The 19120-nt window shown below is 65.4% G+C and carries 6 protein-coding genes; 5 read left to right on the top strand and 1 reads right to left on the bottom strand.

What is annotated here, in order from left to right:
* Positions 1–19: 19 nt before the first annotated feature.
* The 3 genes from L9B60_RS02860 to L9B60_RS02850 all read left to right on the top strand — a co-directional run bounded on the left by L9B60_RS02860 (position 20) and on the right by L9B60_RS02850 (position 2577).
* Positions 20–1417 carry an aspartate aminotransferase family protein gene (locus tag L9B60_RS02860; protein WP_249676021.1) on the top strand — a complete coding sequence of 466 codons (1398 nt, stop codon included), beginning with the start codon at positions 20–22 and terminating at the stop codon, positions 1415–1417.
* A gap of 178 nt (positions 1418–1595) precedes the next feature.
* Entirely contained in the window at positions 1596–1826 is a 231-nt protein-coding gene (locus L9B60_RS02855; protein ID WP_249676019.1) for an MbtH family protein, read from the top strand.
* Positions 1827–1836: 10 nt separating this feature from the next.
* On the top strand, positions 1837–2577 hold the full coding sequence (locus L9B60_RS02850; protein WP_249676017.1) for a thioesterase II family protein: 741 nt from the start codon (positions 1837–1839) through the stop codon (positions 2575–2577).
* Positions 2578–2610: 33 nt separating this feature from the next.
* Here the strand turns inward: L9B60_RS02850 and L9B60_RS02845 are convergent, their stop codons facing one another.
* A complete protein-coding gene (locus L9B60_RS02845) occupies positions 2611–3543 on the bottom strand; it encodes a siderophore-interacting protein (RefSeq protein ID WP_249676014.1) in 933 nt (310 codons plus the stop codon).
* A gap of 180 nt (positions 3544–3723) precedes the next feature.
* Between L9B60_RS02845 and L9B60_RS02840 the strand changes: the two genes are divergently transcribed.
* Positions 3724–15855, top strand: a complete 12132-nt coding sequence (locus L9B60_RS02840; RefSeq protein ID WP_249676013.1) for a non-ribosomal peptide synthetase — start codon at positions 3724–3726, stop codon at positions 15853–15855.
* Complete coding sequence (locus tag L9B60_RS02835) at positions 15852–19046, top strand: non-ribosomal peptide synthetase (protein WP_249676012.1); 3195 nt, start codon at positions 15852–15854, stop codon at positions 19044–19046. Before L9B60_RS02840 ends, L9B60_RS02835 begins: the two co-directional genes overlap by 4 nt.
* The last annotated feature ends 74 nt before the right edge of the window (positions 19047–19120 follow it).

Here is a 19120-nt window from a genome sequence, read left to right as displayed (position 1 = left end):
CTTTTCAAGGAGCACGATGATGAGCACTGTGTTGGCCGAAAACCCAAGCATCCGCCACGACGAAGACAAGGACTACCAGTTCGAGGACAACCCGATCCTGGCCCGGCAAAAGTTGCAGGAGTCCAACGCACGCAGCTACCCGCGGCGCATTCCCCTGGCGCTCAAGCGCGGCCGCGGCATCCATGTCGAAGACGTCGAAGGGCGGGTGTTCATCGACTGCCTGGCCGGGGCTGGCACCCTGGCGCTGGGTCACAACCACAAGGTGGTGATCGATGCGATCCGCCAGGTGCTCGACGACGAACTGCCGCTGCACACCCTGGACCTGAGCACCCCGGTCAAGGACCGTTTCGTGCAAGACCTGTTCGCCGTGCTGCCACCGGCGTTCGCCAAACAGGCCAAGATCCAATTCACCGGCCCCACCGGCACCGATGCGGTGGAGGCGGCGCTCAAACTGGTGCGTACCGCCACCGGGCGCAGTACCGTGCTGGCCTTCCAGGGCGGCTACCACGGCATGAGCCAGGGCGCGCTGAGCTTGATGGGCAACCTCAAGGCCAAGACCCCACTGGGTTCGCTGCTGAGCCAGGGCGTGCAGTTCATGCCATTCCCTTACGACTATCGTTGCCCATTCGGCCTGGGCGGCGAGATGGGCGTGGAGGTCAACCTGCGCTACCTGGACAACCTGCTCAATGACCCGGAAAGCGGCGTGCAGCCCCCGGCTGCGGTCATTCTGGAAGTGGTGCAGGGCGAGGGCGGGGTGATCCCGGCCGCCGACACCTGGTTGCGCGGCGTACGGGAAATCACCGCCCGCGCCGGCGTGGCGCTGATCATCGATGAAATCCAGACCGGCTTTGGCCGCACCGGCAAACTGTTCGCCTTCGAACACGCCAGCATCGTGCCCGATGTGGTGGTGCTGTCCAAAGCCATCGGCGGCAGCCTGCCGCTGGCGGTGATGGTGTACCGCGACTGGCTCGACACCTGGCAACCAGGTGCCCACGCCGGCACCTTCCGTGGCAACCAGATGGCCATGGCCGCAGGCTCGGCGGTGATCCGCTACATCGAGTCCGAAAACCTGGTGCAACACGCGGCCACCGTGGGCCAGCGCCTGCGCGAACACCTGCTGGGCCTGCAACGGTGTCACCGGCAGATGGGCGACGTGCGCGGCCGCGGGTTGATGCTGGGCGTCGAAGTGGTCGACCCCAACGGCCAGCCCGACGTGCTCGGCCACCCACCGGCCGACCCGGTATTGGCCAGCCGCATCCAGCGCGAATGCCTCAAGCGCGGCTTGATCATCGAGCTGGGCGGGCGCCACAGCAGCGTGGTGCGCTTCCTGCCGCCGTTGATCATCACCGCCGGGCAGATCGACGAAGTGGCGGGGATTTTCGGGCGGGCGTTGCAGGCGGCACTCACCCACGCCTGAGGCGTTTTGTAGAAGGATTCATCCGCGAAGGCCGCACCACGCTATGCCTGGCACAACGCGGTGGGCTTTTCGCGGATAAACCGGGACGCCGGACCGCTGCTCCTAAAGGGCGCTGCGCGGTTAATTTTCTACCCCGTCGTTCGTCTTGATAAAAACCCTTACCACACGGAGAAACACCATGACCTCGGTATTCGATCGCGAAGACATCCTGTTCCAGGTAGTGATCAACCACGAAGAGCAATACTCCATCTGGCCCGACTACAAGGCCGTACCCAACGGCTGGCGCACCGTGGGCAAGAGCGGCTTCAAGAAGGAGTGTCTGGCCTACATCGAAGAAGTCTGGACCGACATGCGCCCCCTGAGCCTGCGCCAGCACATGGACAACACCGCCGCGCAAGCGAACCACTGAGGCCCTGGCCATGGCGAACGTGCAATTGTTCTGCCTGCCCTATTCGGGCGCCAGCGCCATGGTCTACAGCCGCTGGCGGCGCGCAGTGCCTGATTGGCTGAGCGTGCTGCCGGTGGAATTGCCTGGCCGTGGTGCGCGCATGGGTGAGGCCCTGCAAACCGACATGCACGCCTTGGCGCGGCAACTGGCCAGGGAGGTGCTGCCGAAAATCAATGGGCCTTACGCGCTGTTCGGGCATAGCCTGGGCGGCTTGCTGGCCTTTGAAATGGCCCATGCCTTGCGCGAGGCGGGGGCGCCGGAACCGGTGGCGTTGATTGCCAGCGGCACGGCAGCACCCACGCGGCGTGAAGACTACGATCGGGATTTTGCCGAGCCGAAAACCGATGACCAGCTCAAGCACGACCTGCGTGCGCTGCAAGGCACGCCGCCCGAGGTGCTGGATAACCAGGAGTTGATGGAACTGACCTTGCCCATCCTGCGCGCCGATTTCTTGCTGTGCGGGCGTTACCAGTACCGTGCGCGGGCGCCGTTGGGTTGCCCGATCCGGGTATTGGGCGGCGCCGATGACAAGGCCACCCAGCAACAGTTGATCGACTGGCAGTTGGAAGGCGAGGCTGGCTTTTCGCTGGACATGCTGCCAGGGGGGCATTTCTTCATCCATGAACACCAGGCCAAGGTGTTGCGCATTCTCAAGGGCAACCTTGAGCGCGATGTGCGCCGTGAGCAACGTGCCCTGCGCGTGGTGGCTTGAGCGCCTGCGGCCTGTTGCAGGCCGCAGGCAGGCTTAACCCAGTACCCGCCCATGACGCCAATACCCCATCAAGGTCAACGCGCGCCGATCAAGCCCGCGCTCACTGATAAAGTGGCGACGAATGCTCATCACCGTGGCCGACTCGCCGGCCACCCAGGCGTAGAACCGGTTGTCTTGAGGCGTTGCCAGTTCCCAGACTAATTGCGTGTCGATGTCGATGTCGTTCAGCGGCGCGCTCGTTTGCGCCTCGGGTTGGGGCAAGGTGGCCCACTCGCGCGCGGCCTTGAGCATGCCTTCGCCCTGCTGCAAACCCAAGGCATCGCGTGCCAGCCAGTTCACCTGGAACCCTTCGGGCAGGTTGAGCGGCTGTCGATCGCTGTCCAGTGGCACTTCGATAAATGCTTGCACGTTGGGCGCGGGGGACGCCTGCGCCAGCGCTTCCAGAATGCCGACGACCGCTGGCAGCGCGGTTTCATCGCCAATCAGCACAACGTGGCGAATGCCTGCCGGTGGCTGCCATTCGTAGCCTCCAGGATCGTCGGCGTGGTCGCGGCAGGGGGCGACCATCTGCAAGCGATCGCCAGGTTGGGCGTGGGTGGCCCAGCGCGAAGCTGGCCCGGTGTCGCCGTGCAGCACAAATTCGACGTCCACCTCCAAAGCATCGCAGCGCAAGGCGCGAATGGTGTAGGTGCGCATGGGCGGGCGGTGTTCGGCGGGCAGGGCGCGCAGCGTCTGATGCCAGTTGCGCTCGTGGGGCAACTGCGCAGGCACGCCGTCGGCCGATGGAAACAGCAGCTTTATCCGTTGGTCTGGGGCCACGGTGCGCATGGCTTGCAATTGGGGGCCGGTAAACACCAGGCGCACCAGTGAGGGGCTGACGGCAATGCGCCGCTTGAGCTGCACATCGAAGATTCGGTAGCTGGGGGGCTTGGCAGGTGGGGGCTGCGTGGTGGGAGAGGTAAGCATCGCGGGGGCCGCCTTTTAATGAGGGGATACCAGGCAAACGATTGGTCGGCGCTGCAATTTACTGCGCCGGCCAGCGATGAAGCTTCTCGCCCACCCGGGCTAAATCAGCCCCTCGCTGTTTCGTTCTTGTGGGATGACTGGGCCCTGTGGTCCCGCTTCCTATCGTTAAGGACGCATCGCATGAATGCCGAAGACTCGTTGAAACTCGCTCGCCGCTTTATCGAACTGCCGCCTGAAAAACGCCGTGTGTTCCTGGCCGCGCTGCAGCAAGAAGGTGTCGATTTTGCCGTGTTTCCGATCCCTGCCAACGTCGTGGGCAGTGACCGCGACGGCCTGTCCTATGCCCAGCGGCGCATGGCGTTCCTCTGGCAACTGGACCCTGCGGGTGCCGCCTATAACTTGCCCATGGCCGTGCGCCTGAACGGTGCTCTGGATGGCGATGCCTTGCAGGCTGCGTTCGACCAGTTGGTGGCGCGCCATGAAAGCCTGCGCACCCGCCTGCGGTTGGACGGCGAGCAGTGGTTGCAAGAAGTGCTGGCGTCCCAGGCGGTCCCCATCGTGCAGCATGACCTGAGCGCTCAGGCCGATGCCGAGCGCGAGGCGCAGGTCATGGCCCTGGCCACGGCAGAGGCCCAGGCCCCCTTCGATCTGCAGCAGGGGCCGTTGCTGCGCGTGCAGCTGTTCAAGTTGCAGGCGCAGGAGCACGTGCTGTTGCTTACCTTGCACCACATCGTTGCCGATGGCTGGTCGCTGAATGTGCTGATCGACGAGTTCGTCCGCCTTTACGATGCCGCCTGCAACGGGGCCCAAGCCGAGTTGGCGGCCTTGCCCATCCAGTATCGCGACTACGCCCTGTGGCAGCGCAGCTGGCTGGAAGCCGGCGAGCAAGCGCGGCAATTGGCCTATTGGAGTAACCAGTTGGGCGATGACCATACCCCGCTTGAGCTACCCCTCGACCGACCGCGAAGCCAAACTCAAAGCTTGCGGGGTGCCAGGGTTGAAGTGCAGGTGGCCCCGGCCTTGGCCGAGCAACTGAGCGCATTGGCCAAGGCCCACGGCGCGACCTTGTTCATGGTGTTGTTGGCGTCTTTCAAGTTGCTGCTGCAACGCTACAGCGGCCAGCGCGCGATCCGGGTCGGGGTACCGGTGGCCAACCGTCATCGCGCCGAGGTGGAAGGCCTGATCGGCTGTTTCATCAATACCCAGGTGCTGCACACCGAGATCGACCCGTTGATCGACGTGAGCGAGTTGCTGCGCCGGGTCAAGCACACCGCCTTGGGCGCCCAGGCGCACCAGGACCTGCCGTTCGAACGGCTGGTCGAAGCGCTGGAGCTGGACCGCAGCGCCGGTCACAACCCGCTGTTCCAGGTATTGTTCAACCACCAGGCCAGCATCGCCGATGCCGGGCAGATCCGCCTGGGCAGCGGCCTGACCCTGGAAAAGCTCGCCTTGGACAAGCACAGCGCGCGCTTGGACCTGGCCCTGGACACCTATGAAAGCGGCGGGCGCCTGCACGCGGTCTTCACCTATGCGCTGGACCTGTTCGACCGGCCGACCATCGACGCGCTCGGCCAGCACTGGCTGCAATTGCTGGAGGGGCTGGTGTCGGTGGCCCACGGCCCGGTGGCCGAGCTGGCGCTGGAGCAGCCAGTGCCAGCCCGCGTGCCGACGGCGCCGGACAACGCTTGTATCCACCACTTGATCGAAACCGCCGCAGCGGGCAATGCCCACCAGATCGCGGCCGTCAGTGCTGGCGACCAGATCAGCTACGAACGATTGGAGGTGCGCGCCAACGGGCTGGCCCAAGCCTTGCTCGATGCCGGCGTGCAGCGCGACGAGCGCGTGGGCGTGGTAGCCGACCGTTCGATCGAGATGCTGGTGGGCATCGTGGCGGTGTTGAAGGCCGGCGCCGCTTACCTGCCCCTTGATCCCGACCAGCCCCAGGCGCGGCTAGAGTTCATGCTCGCCGACAGCCAGGTCAAGCGCGTGCTGGGGCGGGCCGGGCAACTGCGCTTGCCAGCGGGCACCGCATGGGTGGACCTGGACGGCGACCACCGCGAGGCGGCTGCGCCCCGGGTGCCGGTTAGTGCCGACAACCTGGCCTACGTGATTTACACCTCGGGCACCACCGGTACGCCAAAGGGGGTTGCGATCAGCCACGGGGCGCTGGTCAATTACGTACGCGGCGTGTCCACGCGCATCGACGTGAACGCTTTGCAGACCCTGGCGATGGTCACCACGCCGGCGGCCGACCTGGGCCACACGGTGTTCTACGGTGCCCTGTGCGCCGGCAAAACCCTGCACATGCTGGCCAAGGACGTGGTGCTCGATGCCGAGGCGTTCGCCGGCTACTTGCGCCAGCATGCCATCGATGCATTGAAGATCGTGCCCTCGCACCTGCAGGCAATGCTGGCAGCCGGCGCCGATGCGTTGCCTCGCCGCTGCCTGATCGTGGGCGGTGAAGCCTGCACGCCCGCGCTGCTGGAGCGCTTAGCCACGTTGGCTCCCGGCCTGCGCGTGATCAACCACTACGGGCCCACCGAAACCACCGTGGGTGTGCTCACCCATGCCTTGCAGCGCCAGCCCGTGCTGGGCCGTGCACTGGACAATATTCATGCCTGCGTGCTGGACACCTGCCTGCAGCCGGTGCCGGGTTGCGCCCGAGGCGAACTGTACCTCGCAGGCGCGGGCCTGGCGCGCGGCTACCTGGGGCGCCCGGGGCTGACGGCCGAACGCTTCGTGCCGGATCCCTCGGGCCAGGGCACGCGCATGTACCGCAGTGGCGACTGGGTGCGGCACAACCGCGACGGTCAACTGCTGTTTGCCGGGCGCATGGACGGCCAGGTCAAAATCCGTGGCCATCGCGTCGAATTGGCGGAAATCGACAGCCACCTGCGGCAATTACCCGGTGTCGACAACGTCGTGGTCCGCCTGGTGGGCACGGACGACAACCGACAGTTGGCGGCCTATGTGGTGCCGGAGGGCTGGACGCCGGATGAAGATGCCCAACGGCGCTTCAGCGATGGCCTGCGTGCCGCGCTCAAACACGCGTTGCCCGACCACTTGGTGCCGCAGTACCTGGTCGTGTTGCAGCACTTGCCCGTCACCGCCAACGGCAAGGTCGATGGCAAGGCGTTGCCCCAGCCGTCTGCCACCCAGGCCGAGTACCGGGCCCCCGTTACGCCGCTGCAGGTAAAGGTCGCGGCCATTTGGGCTGACGTGCTGCACGCGGGGCAAGTGGGCCTGGACGATAACTTCTTCGCCTTGGGTGGGCATTCATTGCTGGCCACCCAGGTGGTATCGCGCATCCGCCAACAGTTGAAATTGGAGGTGGCCCTGCGCCTGCTATTCGACAGCCCCGATTTGCAGGCTTTCACCCAGGCGTTGCAAGGCCTGGAGCAGGCCCAGGGGGGTGATATCGAACCTGTGGACCGCCACCAGCCACTGCCGGTTTCCCATGCGCAATATCGCCAGTGGATGTTTTGGAAGCTCAACCCCCACAGCACTGCTTACAACACGCCGTTGGCGGTCAAGCTGCAAGGCCAGCTGGACAAGGCGGCCTTGCAGGCAGCATTCGATGCCCTGGTGGCGCGGCATGAGTCACTGCGCACGGTATTCGATGAACAGGACGGACAGCCTTGGCAGCGGGTGTTGCCGGCCGCGTCGCTGATCATTGACGAGCAGGACCTTGGCGCCAGTACCCCTGGCGAAACCGGCCAGCGACTGGACGCGCTGTTCAGTAGCCCCTTTGACCTGGCGCAAGGGCCGCTGATGCGCGTCAGCCTGTTCAAGACCGGCACCGACGAGCACCTGTTGGCCGTGCTGTTGCACCACATCGTCTCCGACGGCTGGTCGATGAGCGTGATGGTCCGCGAGTTGGCGGCCAGTTACAACCACCACGCCCAGGGGCAGGCACAGCAGCGCCCCGCACTGGCGGTGCAGTACGCCGACTACGCCGCATGGCAGCGCCAGCGCCTGGCCGGCGGCGAGTTGCAAGCCCAACTGGCGTTCTGGAAAACGCAGCTTGAGGATGATTTTTCGGTGCTCGAGCTGCCCGCCGATCGCTTGCGCCCCTCGGTGCAAAGCTACCGGGGCGCCCGCATCGACATTCGCTTGCCGGCCGAACTCACCGCCAACCTGCGGCGCCTGGCAGTGGGCGCCAATGCCACGCTGTTCCACGTATTCCTGGCCTCTTTTGCACTGCTGCTGTCGCGCTACAGTGGCCGCGAAACGCTGAACATCGGCATCCCGGTCACTAACCGCAACCGCCTGGAGCTGGAGGGGCTGATCGGCTTTTTCGTCAACACCGTCGTCGCCAGGGTGGCGGTGGCCCCGGCGCAAACCTTCGGCCAATTGCTGGCCGCGGTCAAGGAAACCACCCTGCAGGCCCAAGCCCACAAAGACATCCCCTTTGACGTGCTGGTGGAGGCGCTCAAGCCCGAGCGCGGGTTGGGGCACAACCCGCTGTTCCAGGTGATGTTCAACCACTTGCTGGACTTCGGCGAGCGGGTGTCGGCCGACAGTGTGCAGGGGCTGCATGTAGAGGAAGTGAATTGGCTGGAGCAGACCACGCAGTTCGACCTGTCGCTGGACACCCTGGAACGTTCCGATGGCGTGATGGCCTCATTCAGCTACGCCTCGGACCTGTTCGACGCCGAGCGCATACAGCGCCTGGCCGGGCACTGGCTGACGCTATTGGGCAGCTTGACGCAATCGAGCACGGCGGTGGCCGAACTGCCGTTGCTCGATGCCGGGCAAACTCGGCAACTGGCAAAGGTTTGGAACCCGCTACCCGAAAGCGTTGAAAACGCCCCCTGCGCCCTGCAGATGATCGAACAACAGGCCCAGCGGCAGCCTGAGGCGACCGCCCTGGTGCTGGATGATCAGTGCATGAGCTACGGCGAACTGAACCGCCGGGCCAACCGCCTGGCGCATCGATTGCGCGAAAGCGGCGTGGGGCCTGACGTGCGCGTGGGCATCGCGGTGCAGCGCAGCCTGGAGCTGATCGTCGGTTTGCTGGGCATCCTCAAGGCGGGCGGGGCCTACGTTCCGCTGGACCCGGCCTACCCGCAGGACCGCCTGACCCACATGCTGCACGACAGCGGGATCAGCCTGCTGTTGACCCAGCCCCACTTAGTCGCGCGTCTGCCCAAGCTCGAAGGTGTGCGTCACCTTTTGCTGGCAACCGCGGGCGATGAATTGGCCCACTACAGCGACGCCAACCCAACGCCGGTGACGGTGCCTGCCAACCTGGCCTACGTGATCTACACCTCCGGCTCCACCGGCAAACCCAAGGGCGTGGCCATCGCCCTCGGCGAGCTGTCGGCGTTCTGCCAAGTGGCCGCGCAGTACTCGCGGCTGTCTGCCCGCGACAAGGTATTGCAGTTCGCCACGGTCAGCTTCGATGGCTTCGTCGAGCAACTGTTCCCAGCGCTGTGCCAGGGGGCGCAGGTGGTGATGCGCGGCGAGCAACTGTGGGACATTGAAACGCTGACCGACACTATCATCAGCCACGGCGTGACCGTGGCCGACCTGCCGACGGCGTACTGGCGGCTGTTCGCCGCGCACCTACGCGGGGCCACCTCGTGCGGGGTGCTGCGCCAGGTGCACGTGGGCGGCGAAGCCATGCCGCCGGAAGGCCTGAACGACTGGTTTGCCTCGTGCCTAAAAGACGTGCGCCTGCTCAATACTTACGGGCCAACCGAGGCCACGGTGGTGTCCACGGTATTGGACTGCTCATCGATACCCCTTGCGCAGATCCCCAAGGCCAGCGTGCCTATCGGCAAGGCCATTGGCGGGCGGGCCACCTACCTGTGCGACAGCGGTTTCGCCCTGGCCCCGGTGGGCTTGGTGAGCGAACTGTTGATCGGCGGCAGCGGTTGCCTGGCGCGGGGCTATTTCAACCGCCCGGCGCTGACCGCCGAGCGCTTCATCCCCGACCCATTCGACGGCAGTGCAACCGGCGGTGGCCGTTTGTACCGCACCGGCGACCTGGCGCGTTACACCGCTGACGGAGTACTCGAATACAGCGGGCGCATCGACCACCAGGTCAAGGTGCGCGGTTTTCGGGTGGAGCTGGGTGAAATCGAGGCCAGGCTGCTGGCACACGGCCTGGTGCGCGAGGCCGTGGTGTTGGCGCAGCCGACGCCCAACGGGATGCAATTGGTGGGCTACGTGGTGCCGGCCGATGCCACTGTCATGCACAGCCCCCAGGCGCAGTTCGACCTGCGCGACAGCCTGCGCACCGCGCTCAAAGGCAGCCTGGCGGAGCACATGGTACCGGCGTTCCTGTTGTTTTTGGCCAGGCTGCCCCTTTCGCCCAACGGCAAGCTGGACCGCCGGGCCTTGCCCTTGGCCGATGCCAGCCAACTGCAACAGGCGTATGAAGCACCGCGCGGTGCGCTTGAGCAACAGGTCGCGGCCATTTGGGCCCAGGTGCTGAAGCTGGACCGGGTAGGGCGTACCGATCATTTCTTCGAGCTGGGCGGCCACTCGCTGCTGGCCACCCAAATGATTTCCCGCGTTCGCCACGCCCTGGACCTGGACCTGCCCTTGCGCTGCGTGTTCGAGGCACCGCGGCTGGCCGATTTCGTCGAGCTGGCCGGGCAAGGCCAGCGCAACACCGCAGGCGCCATCGAACCGGTGGCGCGTGATAAGCCCTTGGCGCTCTCCTATGGCCAGCAGCGTCATTGGTTCCTTTGGCAGTTGGACCCCACCAGCGCGGCCTACCATGTGCCCGCAGTGCTGCACCTCAAGGGCGCGCTGGACGTCGCGGCCCTGCAGCTCAGTTTTAACGCACTGGTGGCCCGTCACGAACCATTGCGTACCACCTTTTATCAGGATGGCGATCAAACGCTTCAGGTGATCCATGCCAACCTGCCTTGCGAGCTGGCCGTGGACGCCTTGCAGGCCTTGCCGTTGCCTGAGGTCCAGGCACGGGTCGAGGCCGAAATCCAACGGCCATTCGATCTGGAACACGGGCCGCTTTTGCGTGTGCGGTTAATGCAACTGGCCGATGACGAGTACGTGCTGGTCCTGACCCAGCACCACATCGTGTCCGATGGCTGGTCGATACCCATCATGGTCGATGAACTGGTCGAGCTGTACGAGGGCCATCGCCAAGGCCGGCCGGTAACGCTGCCCGCCCTGGCGATGCAGTACGCGGACTATGCGCAGTGGCAGCGCCGCTGGATGGAAGCCGGTGAGCGCGAACGCCAACTGGCCTACTGGCAAGCGCAACTGGGGGGCGAGCAGCCGGTGTTGTTGCTGCCCACCGACCGTGCGCGCCCGACAGTGCAAAGCCATGCCGGTGCTCGCCACTCCCTGGTGCTGGATACCGAACTGATGCACGGGCTCGTGGCCCTGGCCAAACAGCACGACGTGACGTTGTTCATGGTGCTGCTGGCCAGCCTGCAAACCTTGCTGGCGCGCTACAGTGGCCAGCCCGACATCCGCGTGGGGGTGCCGATTGCCAACCGCACCCAAATGGCCACCGAGCGGCTGATCGGTTTCTTCGTCAATACGCAGGTGATGAAGGCCGAGTTCGACCCGCACACCACCTTCGCGACCTTGTTGCAGCAGGTCAAGCAGGCGGCCCTGGGGGCGCAGATGCACCAGGACTTGCCGTTCGAGCAGTTGGTGGAGGCCTTGCAGCCCGAGCGCAGCCAAAGCCACAGCCCGTTGTTCCAGGTAATGTTCAACCACCAGGCCCAAGGCCTGGGGGCACACCGTGATCTGCCGGGGCTGGCGGTGCAGGATTGGCCACGGGTGCAACGCACGTCGCAGTTTGACCTGACGCTGGACACCGTGCAGGCCGATGACCGCCTGTGGGCGGCGTTCACCTACGCCACCGACCTGTTCGATGCCACCACCATCGAGCGCCTGTGCCAGCATTGGGTGCAGGTGCTCGAAGGCGTGGTCCGCGAACCGCAACGGCCGATTGCGCAAATACCGCTGCTGGGCAGTGACGAGCAGCAGATCATTGCCGCGTGGAACCCGCAGCCTGCCGTTTACCCGCAGGGCCAATGCCTGCACCAATTGATCGAGCAACAGGTGCACCGCGCCCCGCACGCCACGGCCCTGACGTTTGGCACCGAGCAGTTGAGCTACGCGGCGCTCAACCGCCGTGCCAACCGCCTGGCGCACAAGCTGCGCGAAGTGGGGGTGGGCCCGGACGTGCTGGTCGGCCTTGCCGTGGAGCGCAGCCTGGAGATGGTGGTGGGTGTGCTGGCGATTCTCAAGGCTGGCGGCGCGTACCTGCCCCTGGACCCGCAATACCCGCGCGAGCGCCTGGCTTACATGCTGCAGGACAGCGGCGTGGCCCTGCTGCTGACCCAAGCCCATTTGCAGCCGCAGTTGCCGGTAACCCCCGCAGTTCAATGCCTGGCAGTGGGCGAAGGGGAGGGCGCCTGGTCGGGCTACAGCGATGCCAACCCGCAGGGCGGTGCGGTGGCGCAAAACCTTGCCTACGTGATCTATACCTCAGGCTCCACCGGCAAGCCCAAGGGCACCTTGCTTGCCCATCACAACGTGGTGCGGCTGTTCCAGGCCACGCAAACGGACTTTGGCTTCAGCGCCCGGGATGTCTGGACGGTGTTCCACTCCTATGCCTTCGACTTTTCGGTCTGGGAGCTGTTTGGCGCTTTGCTGCACGGCGCCCGCGCGGTGATCGTGGCCAAGGACGTGGCGCGCTCGGCCGACGACTTCCACGACCTGCTGGTGCGTGAGAAAGTGACCGTGCTCAACCAGACGCCCTCGGCGTTCAAGCCATTGATCCCGGTCGCCTGCGCCGCGGCCAAGGCGGGCCAGGTGCTGGCCCTGCGGCATGTGGTGTTCGGCGGCGAAGCCCTGGACGTGGCCAGCCTGGCGCCCTGGTTCAACCAGTTCGGCGACCATGCCCCACGGCTGATCAACATGTACGGCATTACCGAAACCACCGTGCATGTGACGTTCCGCCCGGTCAGCCGCGAAGACCTGCGTCGCTCGATCACCAGCCCATTGGGCGCGGTGATCCCTGACCTGTCATGGTACTTGTTGGACAGTGAGTTCGAGCTGAGCCTGCCCGGCTGCCACGGCGAGCTTCACGTGGGCCAGGCTGGCCTTGCCCGCGGTTATTTCAACCGTCCGGGGCTGACTGCCGAGCGTTTTGTGCCCGACCCGTTCGACACCCGCGAGCAAGGTGGCGGCCGGCTTTACCGCACCGGCGACCTGGCGCGCTGCCGCAACGACGGGGTGATCGAGTACAGCGGGCGTATCGACCACCAGGTGAAAGTGCGCGGCTTTCGCATCGAACTGGGTGAAATCGAGGCGCGCCTGCTGGAGCAACCCGCCGTGCGCGAAGCCGCCGTGCTGGCGCAGGAAGGCCCTGGCGGTGTGCAATTGGTTGGCTACGTGGTGCCGGCTGACCCTGCCGTGGTGCACACCCCACAGGCCCAGGCGGCTGTTCGCGACAGCGTGCGCACCGCGCTCAAGGCAACGTTGGCTGATTACATGGTGCCGGCCCATCTGCTGTTCGTGGCCGGGCTGCCCTTGACCGCCAATGGCAAGCTGGACCGCAAGGCGTTGCCGCAGCCTGAGGCTGGCCTGCCATTGCAGGCTTATGTCGCGCCGCACGCAGGGCTTGAGCAGCAGGTGGCGGCTATCTGGGCCCAGGTGTTGAAGGTTGAACGCGTGGGCCGGCACGACGACTTCTTCGAGCTGGGCGGGCACTCCTTGCTGGCCACGCAGGTGGTCGCGCGGGTACGCCAACAGGTCGCCCCGGGGTTGAAGCTGCGCGACCTGTTCGACCAGCCTTGCCTGGCCGACTTTGTTGCGCGGTTGGCGATGCATCGGCAGCCAGCGGCCGGCCACCACGTGGTATTGCGTGCCCATGCAGGCAATACCCACGCGCCGCTGGCGCTGGTGCAACGCAGGCTGTGGGTGGTCGAACAACTGGCGCCCGGCAGCGCCGCCTACGGCATGCCCATGGCCCTGCGCCTGCGGGGCGAATTGTCGATCGACCTGTTACACGCCAGCTTGCAAGCATTGGTAGCTCGCCACGAAGTGCTGCGCACCACCTACGGCCAGGACGATGAAGGCGAGCCGATTGCCTGGATCGCCCCGCACTTGGCCCTGGACCTGCCCTACGAGGACCTGTCCGGCCTCGGCCGCGCTGAGCAGGAGGCGCGGGTGGCTGCACAGGCCCTGGCCAACGAGGCGCATCCCTTCGTGCTGGAGCAGGCGCCGTTGCTGCGTATGCAGGTGGTGCGCCTGGGGCCGTTGGAGCACGTGCTGTTCTACTCCATGCACCACATCATCTCCGACGGCTGGTCCATGGCGGTGTTGGCCAACGAGCTGGTCGAGGTATACGGGCGGCTGCGCGCCGGCAATCAGGCGCCACTGCCCGCGTTGCCGTTGCAGTACTCCGACTTTGCACTGTGGCAACAGGAGTTGGAGCGCGCCGGGGTGTTGCAGCAACAGGCGCAGTACTGGAAAGGCACCTTGGGCGGCTATTGCGGGCACTTGCCACTGCCCATTCTCAGACCTCGGCCCGCGCAACCGTCCCACGCCGGCGGTTGCGTTTCGTTCACCTTGCCTGCCGGGGTCACCCAGGCGCTGGTGGGCATGGCGACCCACCATCAAGTCACGCTCTATACCGTCATGCTGGCGGCGTTCCAGGCCTTTTTGCACCGGCTCACCGGCAGCCATGACGTGGTGGTGGGCGTCGACTATGCCGGCCGCCAGCAAGCCCAGCTCGAGGGCCTGATCGGGTTCTTCGTCAACGTGCTGCCGCTGCGCTCGCGGTCGGTACCGGGTGACACCTTCGCCACGTTCCTGGCGCAGGGCCGCGACCACCTGCTCGATGCCATCGAGCACCAGGATCTGCCGCTCGACATGATCGTGGAGGCTAGCCAGGTGCCGAGGCACAAAGGCATCAGCCCGTTGGTGCAGGTGCTGTTCGTGATGAACAACGTGCCGGTGGCCAGTACCGGCATCCAGGGCTTGAGCGTGGAACCACTGCCAAGCCTGTCGCAACAATCGAAATTCGACATGGCCCTGTTCATTGAACAGGCGCCGCACGCCGAACTGAGTGGCCAATGGCAATTCGCTTCGGCGCTGTTCGACCAGGCCCAGATCCAGGGGTTCGTGGAGGGCTGGGTGGCCCTACTCGAACAGATCTTATGTGACCAGAACGTGAGGTTGGAAGACATGAACATGCCGATGCAATACACCCAGGCGCCTACGCCTGCAGCAACCGCGCCGGGCGGCAAGGCCAACAAGCTGGACAAATTCCTGAAGAAGGCCCAGGCCCGTCCCGCGGGAGAGGCGCCGCGCGCCACCCGCGAATCGCTGCTGGTGCCCACCCAGGATTTCCCGCTGCTGCTGGAACCCACCGACCCAGGCCTGGACGTGGTCGGCTGGATTGAAAACAACCGCCCTTACATCGAGGAAAAGCTGGCACGCCATGGCGGCATCTTGTTCCGCGGCTTCGCGGTGGCCGACAGCCAGGCGTTCGAAGCGTTTGCCGAGGCCGTGCAACCTGGCCTGTATGGCAACTACGGCGACCTGCCGAAGAAGGAGGGCGGGCAGAACACCTACCGCTCCACGCCATACCCTGAGAAGAAGATGATCCTGTTCCACAACGAAAGTGCGCACCAGGACAGCTGGCCGAGAAAGCAGCTGTTCTATTGCGAGCAGCCTTCACAGGTGGGCGGGGCGACCCCGGTGGTCGACTGCCGGCAGATGTACCACAAGCTACCGGCGGCGTTGCGCGAGACGTTCGAGCGCAAGGGCCTGCTATACGTGCGCACCTTTACCGGCAAGCTCGACGTGCCGTGGCAGCACTTTTTCAAGACCGACAACCGCGCCGATGTCGAGGCGCGCTGCCAGGCGGCTGGTATTCAATTGCGCTGGCTGGCCGACGACGAACTGCAGATCCGCACCCCGTGCCCGGCCATCATTACCCATCCGCTGACCGGTGCCCGTTCGTTCTTCAATCAGGTGCAATTGCACCATACCTATTGCCTGGATGCCGATGTGCGCGAGGACTTGCTGGCGTTGTTTGGCATCGAGCGCATGCCACGGAATGTGTACTACGGCGACGGCTCGCCCATCGAGGATGAGGTGATGCAGTTGATCGGCGAGCTGTACGAGGAATGTGCGGTGCGGTTCGACTGGCGCAAGGGCGACGTGATTTTGCTGGACAACATGTTGATTGCCCATGCCCGCGACCCCTACGAGGGCCCACGCAAAATTGTCGTGGCCATGGGCGACATGGTCGAACGCGCGAGCCTGGCCGTGGTGAGCGAGCCAGCTGAGGAGGTCGACGCATGAGCGAGCTAATGGTCGATAACGTTGCACTGTGCCCGCAACAGCAGGTCATGCTGCAGGCCTTGACTGGCGCGCGCACCTTTGGCGAAGCCACCGGCGAACGGGTCCTGGATATTCGCGGCAGCCTGGACCTGGCGCGCCTGCAACGGGCGCTGGCGGCATTGCCGGGGCTGCACCCGGTGCTGAGCGCGCGTTTGCGCCAGGTCGCCGGGTTCCATGGCTTGCGTTTATGCCCGGACGCCGAGGCAACGCCCGTACCGCTGGAGGCTGAAGCGGCCGTGCTCACGCCCTCGGCGGCGCAGCAACGGCTTGAGGCATGGCGGCAGCGGCCTTTTTCCATGGTGCACGGGCCATGGGCCGGCGCGCTGTTGTCGACACTGGGTGAGGGGCATTGGCGCCTGACGCTGGCCGTTGCCAATGGCCTGGTCGACGGCCCTAGCCTGGCGCTGCTGGCCGATAGCCTGGCCACGCTGTATCAGGTGCCCGACAGCCAGCCGGCAGAAGATGCGCCACGTTTCGAGCAGTACCTGGAGTGGCGCGCCGAAACCGCCCTCGACGAGGATGCCCCAGAGGCCGACCGGTACTGGCGCAACCACCTGCAAGGTGATCAGGCGGCCAGCGCAACGCTGCCCTACCGACTGGGCGAGGCCCAAGGCCTGCGTGCCGAACGGGTGCGGATACCGTTGGCGCCTGCCCTGCAGGACGAACTTGCGCGCAAGGCCGCGGTGCTTGCGATGGCACCGGCTCAGGTGTTGCAGGCTGCGTGGTGGGCGCTATTGAGCCGGGTCAGCGGGCAATCGGCGTTACTCGGCACCTGGCACCACGACAGCCGGGAAGATTACGACTACTTCGCGCCGTGCGCGGGTGTGCTGGAAAAGGCCTTGCCGGTGAACCTGCGCGTGGATGAAGCGCAACCGTTTGACGCCTGGGCGACCGAATTCAGCGCGGTACTAGCGCAACACGTGGTGTGGCAAGAGTACTGGCCGGCACCGCTTGGCGGCGCGCGGCCGGCGTTTGCGTTCGCCACGCTGCGCGATGCGGCTGGCACGCCGGCGGGTTGGCACATCGATCAAACGCCGCAGTTGCAGGGCAGCGAGTTGCTGTTGCAGGTGCACATGGCGGCAAACGGTACTTGCCAGGCACTGTTGCTGGATTTCCTCCCCGGCTGCTACTGCGCGGCCAGTGCCGAGCGTTTGCTGGAGCAATACGTTGCCCTGTTGCAACACGTGCTCAGCCAACCGGGCACTACGATCGGCCAATTGAACCTGGTGGGCGAAGCCGAACAGGCCCGCGTGCTGGCGCTCAACCCGGTGGCCCCCAACGAGCCTGCGCAACTGCTGACCCAACGCCTGCAACAGTGGTTGGCGCAAACGCCGGGCGTCGCCGCCATCGTCTGTGCTGAACAGCGCCTGAGCTACGGGCAACTGGCCCAGCGGGCGCAGGCGCTGGCCGCGCATTTGGCCGAGCAGGGCATCCAGCCGGGCATGGTGGTGGCCATCGCGCTGCCGCGTTGCAACGATTTGCTGGTGTCGATTCTGGCAACCTGGTGGCTGGGCGCGACCTACCTGCCATTGGACCCTCAATGGCCGGTGGCGCGGCAGTTGCAGGTCGCTGCCCAGGCGGGGGTGACCACGATTGTCGGCCAATTGGCGAACGCGCACGAGCTGCTGGCTAGCGGCCTGAAGGTGCTCGACCCTGGACTTGTCGGCAGCGATGCGGCTGGCACGTACCCGGCCGCCTATCCGTTGCAGGGGCATGAAGCCGCCTACGTCCTGTTCACGTCCGGTTCCACCGGCGTACCCAAGGGCGTGGTCATCGAGCACCGCCACTTGGCCAACTACCTGGCCGGCGCCAGCCAAGCCCTGGGGCTTGAGAGCTGTGCGCAGTTTGGCTTCACCTCGGGCGTGGCCGCCGACCTTGGCAACACCACGCTGTTTGGCGCCTTGTACAACGGCGCCTGCCTGCAGGTGGCCGATGAAGAAACGATGCGCGTGCCCGAGCGCTTTGCGGCCTACCTGGCCGAGTCCAATATCGACTGTCTGAAGATTGTGCCTTCGCACCTGGCCGCCTTGCTGGAAGCCGAGCACCCACGGCTGCCGGCCACGCTGATCCTGGGGGGCGAGCCGCCGGCGCCCAGCCTTATCCAGCGGATTTTTCAGGTGCGTGCCGATTGCCGGCTGTTCAACCATTACGGGCCCACCGAGGCCACCGTTGGCGTGATGGTGCAAGCCCTCACGCCTGCGGCGGCACAGCAGCCGGTGATCCCCTTGGGGCAGGTGCTGGCGGGCAACCAGGTTTACGTGCTGGACGCGCAACAACGCTTGCTGCCCGTGGGCGTACTGGGCGAGTTGTACATTGGTGGGCTGCAAGTGTGCCGTGGCTACCTGCAGCCAGCCACTGAGCATCAGGTATTCGTCGACCACCCGTTTGCCCCTGGGCAGCGCCTGTATCGCACCGGTGACCTGGCACGCTACCGCGCAGACGGCACTCTGACCTTGCATGGCCGCAAGGACCAACAGGTCAAACTCAATGGTTTTCGGGTGGAGTTAGGTGAGCTTGAGGCCGAGCTATTGCGCCTGCCTATGGTCAGGGAGGTCGTGGTGATTGCCGTGCCGGCCGATGAGGGCCAAAGCGGCTTGCAACCTGCCGCGTTCGTCGTGGTGCAGGCTGGGGAGGCAGAGCCGATCCAGCGAATTCGCCTTGAGCTGGCCGAGCGCCTACCGACGGCCCTGCTGCCTCGGCGTATCCAGCTCGTTGCGCAACTGCCGCGCCTGGCCAATGGCAAGGTCGATCGCCGGGCACTGGGCTTACTAGGTCCGGTGGCAGAGGACGCGCCCTGCGACCCGCCGCGCAATGCCTTCGAAGAACTGCTGGCCAAGCGCATGGCCCGCCTGCTCGGTAAAGAGGTGCTGGGTATCCACCAGGACTTCTTCGTGGCCGGCGGGCATTCGCTGCTGGCCATCAAGCTGGTCGCCGGCATTCGCAAGGTGCTGCGCTGCGACATCAGCCCGGCCGTCATCTTTGACAACCCCACGGTAGCGGGGTTGGCACAGGCCTTGGGCGAGCTACCTGGGGCCGATGCACAAAAACTGGAAGCCACCGCCCGGGCCTATCTGCAGCTGGAAGCCCTGCCACCTGAACAGCGTGCGCAATTGGAGGAAAAAGCACGGCGCCTGCGCGAATTCCAAGGTTGAGCCGTGAATTATCGCGCCTGCAAATAAGATTTATTCCGGTTTATGTCTGCGTATACGTCTCATCTACGCCTTTT

It is taken from the genome of Pseudomonas abieticivorans (genome assembly GCF_023509015.1).
In the GTDB taxonomy this organism is placed as follows: domain Bacteria; phylum Pseudomonadota; class Gammaproteobacteria; order Pseudomonadales; family Pseudomonadaceae; genus Aquipseudomonas; species Aquipseudomonas abieticivorans.
Note: the sequence above shows the minus strand (reverse complement) of the source record. Positions and strands in the feature narration are given on the sequence as shown.

Excerpts from the sequence above, each read along its gene's own strand:
- L9B60_RS02860 (WP_249676021.1), top strand. The coding sequence starts at position 20 with ATGAGCACTGTGTTGGCCGAAAACCCAAGCATCCGCCACGACGAAGAC.
- L9B60_RS02855 (WP_249676019.1), top strand. The coding sequence starts at position 1,596 with ATGACCTCGGTATTCGATCGCGAAGACATCCTGTTCCAGGTAGTGATC.
- L9B60_RS02850 (WP_249676017.1), top strand. The coding sequence starts at position 1,837 with ATGGCGAACGTGCAATTGTTCTGCCTGCCCTATTCGGGCGCCAGCGCC.
- L9B60_RS02845 (WP_249676014.1), bottom strand. The coding sequence starts at position 3,543 with ATGCTTACCTCTCCCACCACGCAGCCCCCACCTGCCAAGCCCCCCAGC.
- L9B60_RS02840 (WP_249676013.1), top strand. The coding sequence starts at position 3,724 with ATGAATGCCGAAGACTCGTTGAAACTCGCTCGCCGCTTTATCGAACTG.
- L9B60_RS02835 (WP_249676012.1), top strand. The coding sequence starts at position 15,852 with ATGAGCGAGCTAATGGTCGATAACGTTGCACTGTGCCCGCAACAGCAG.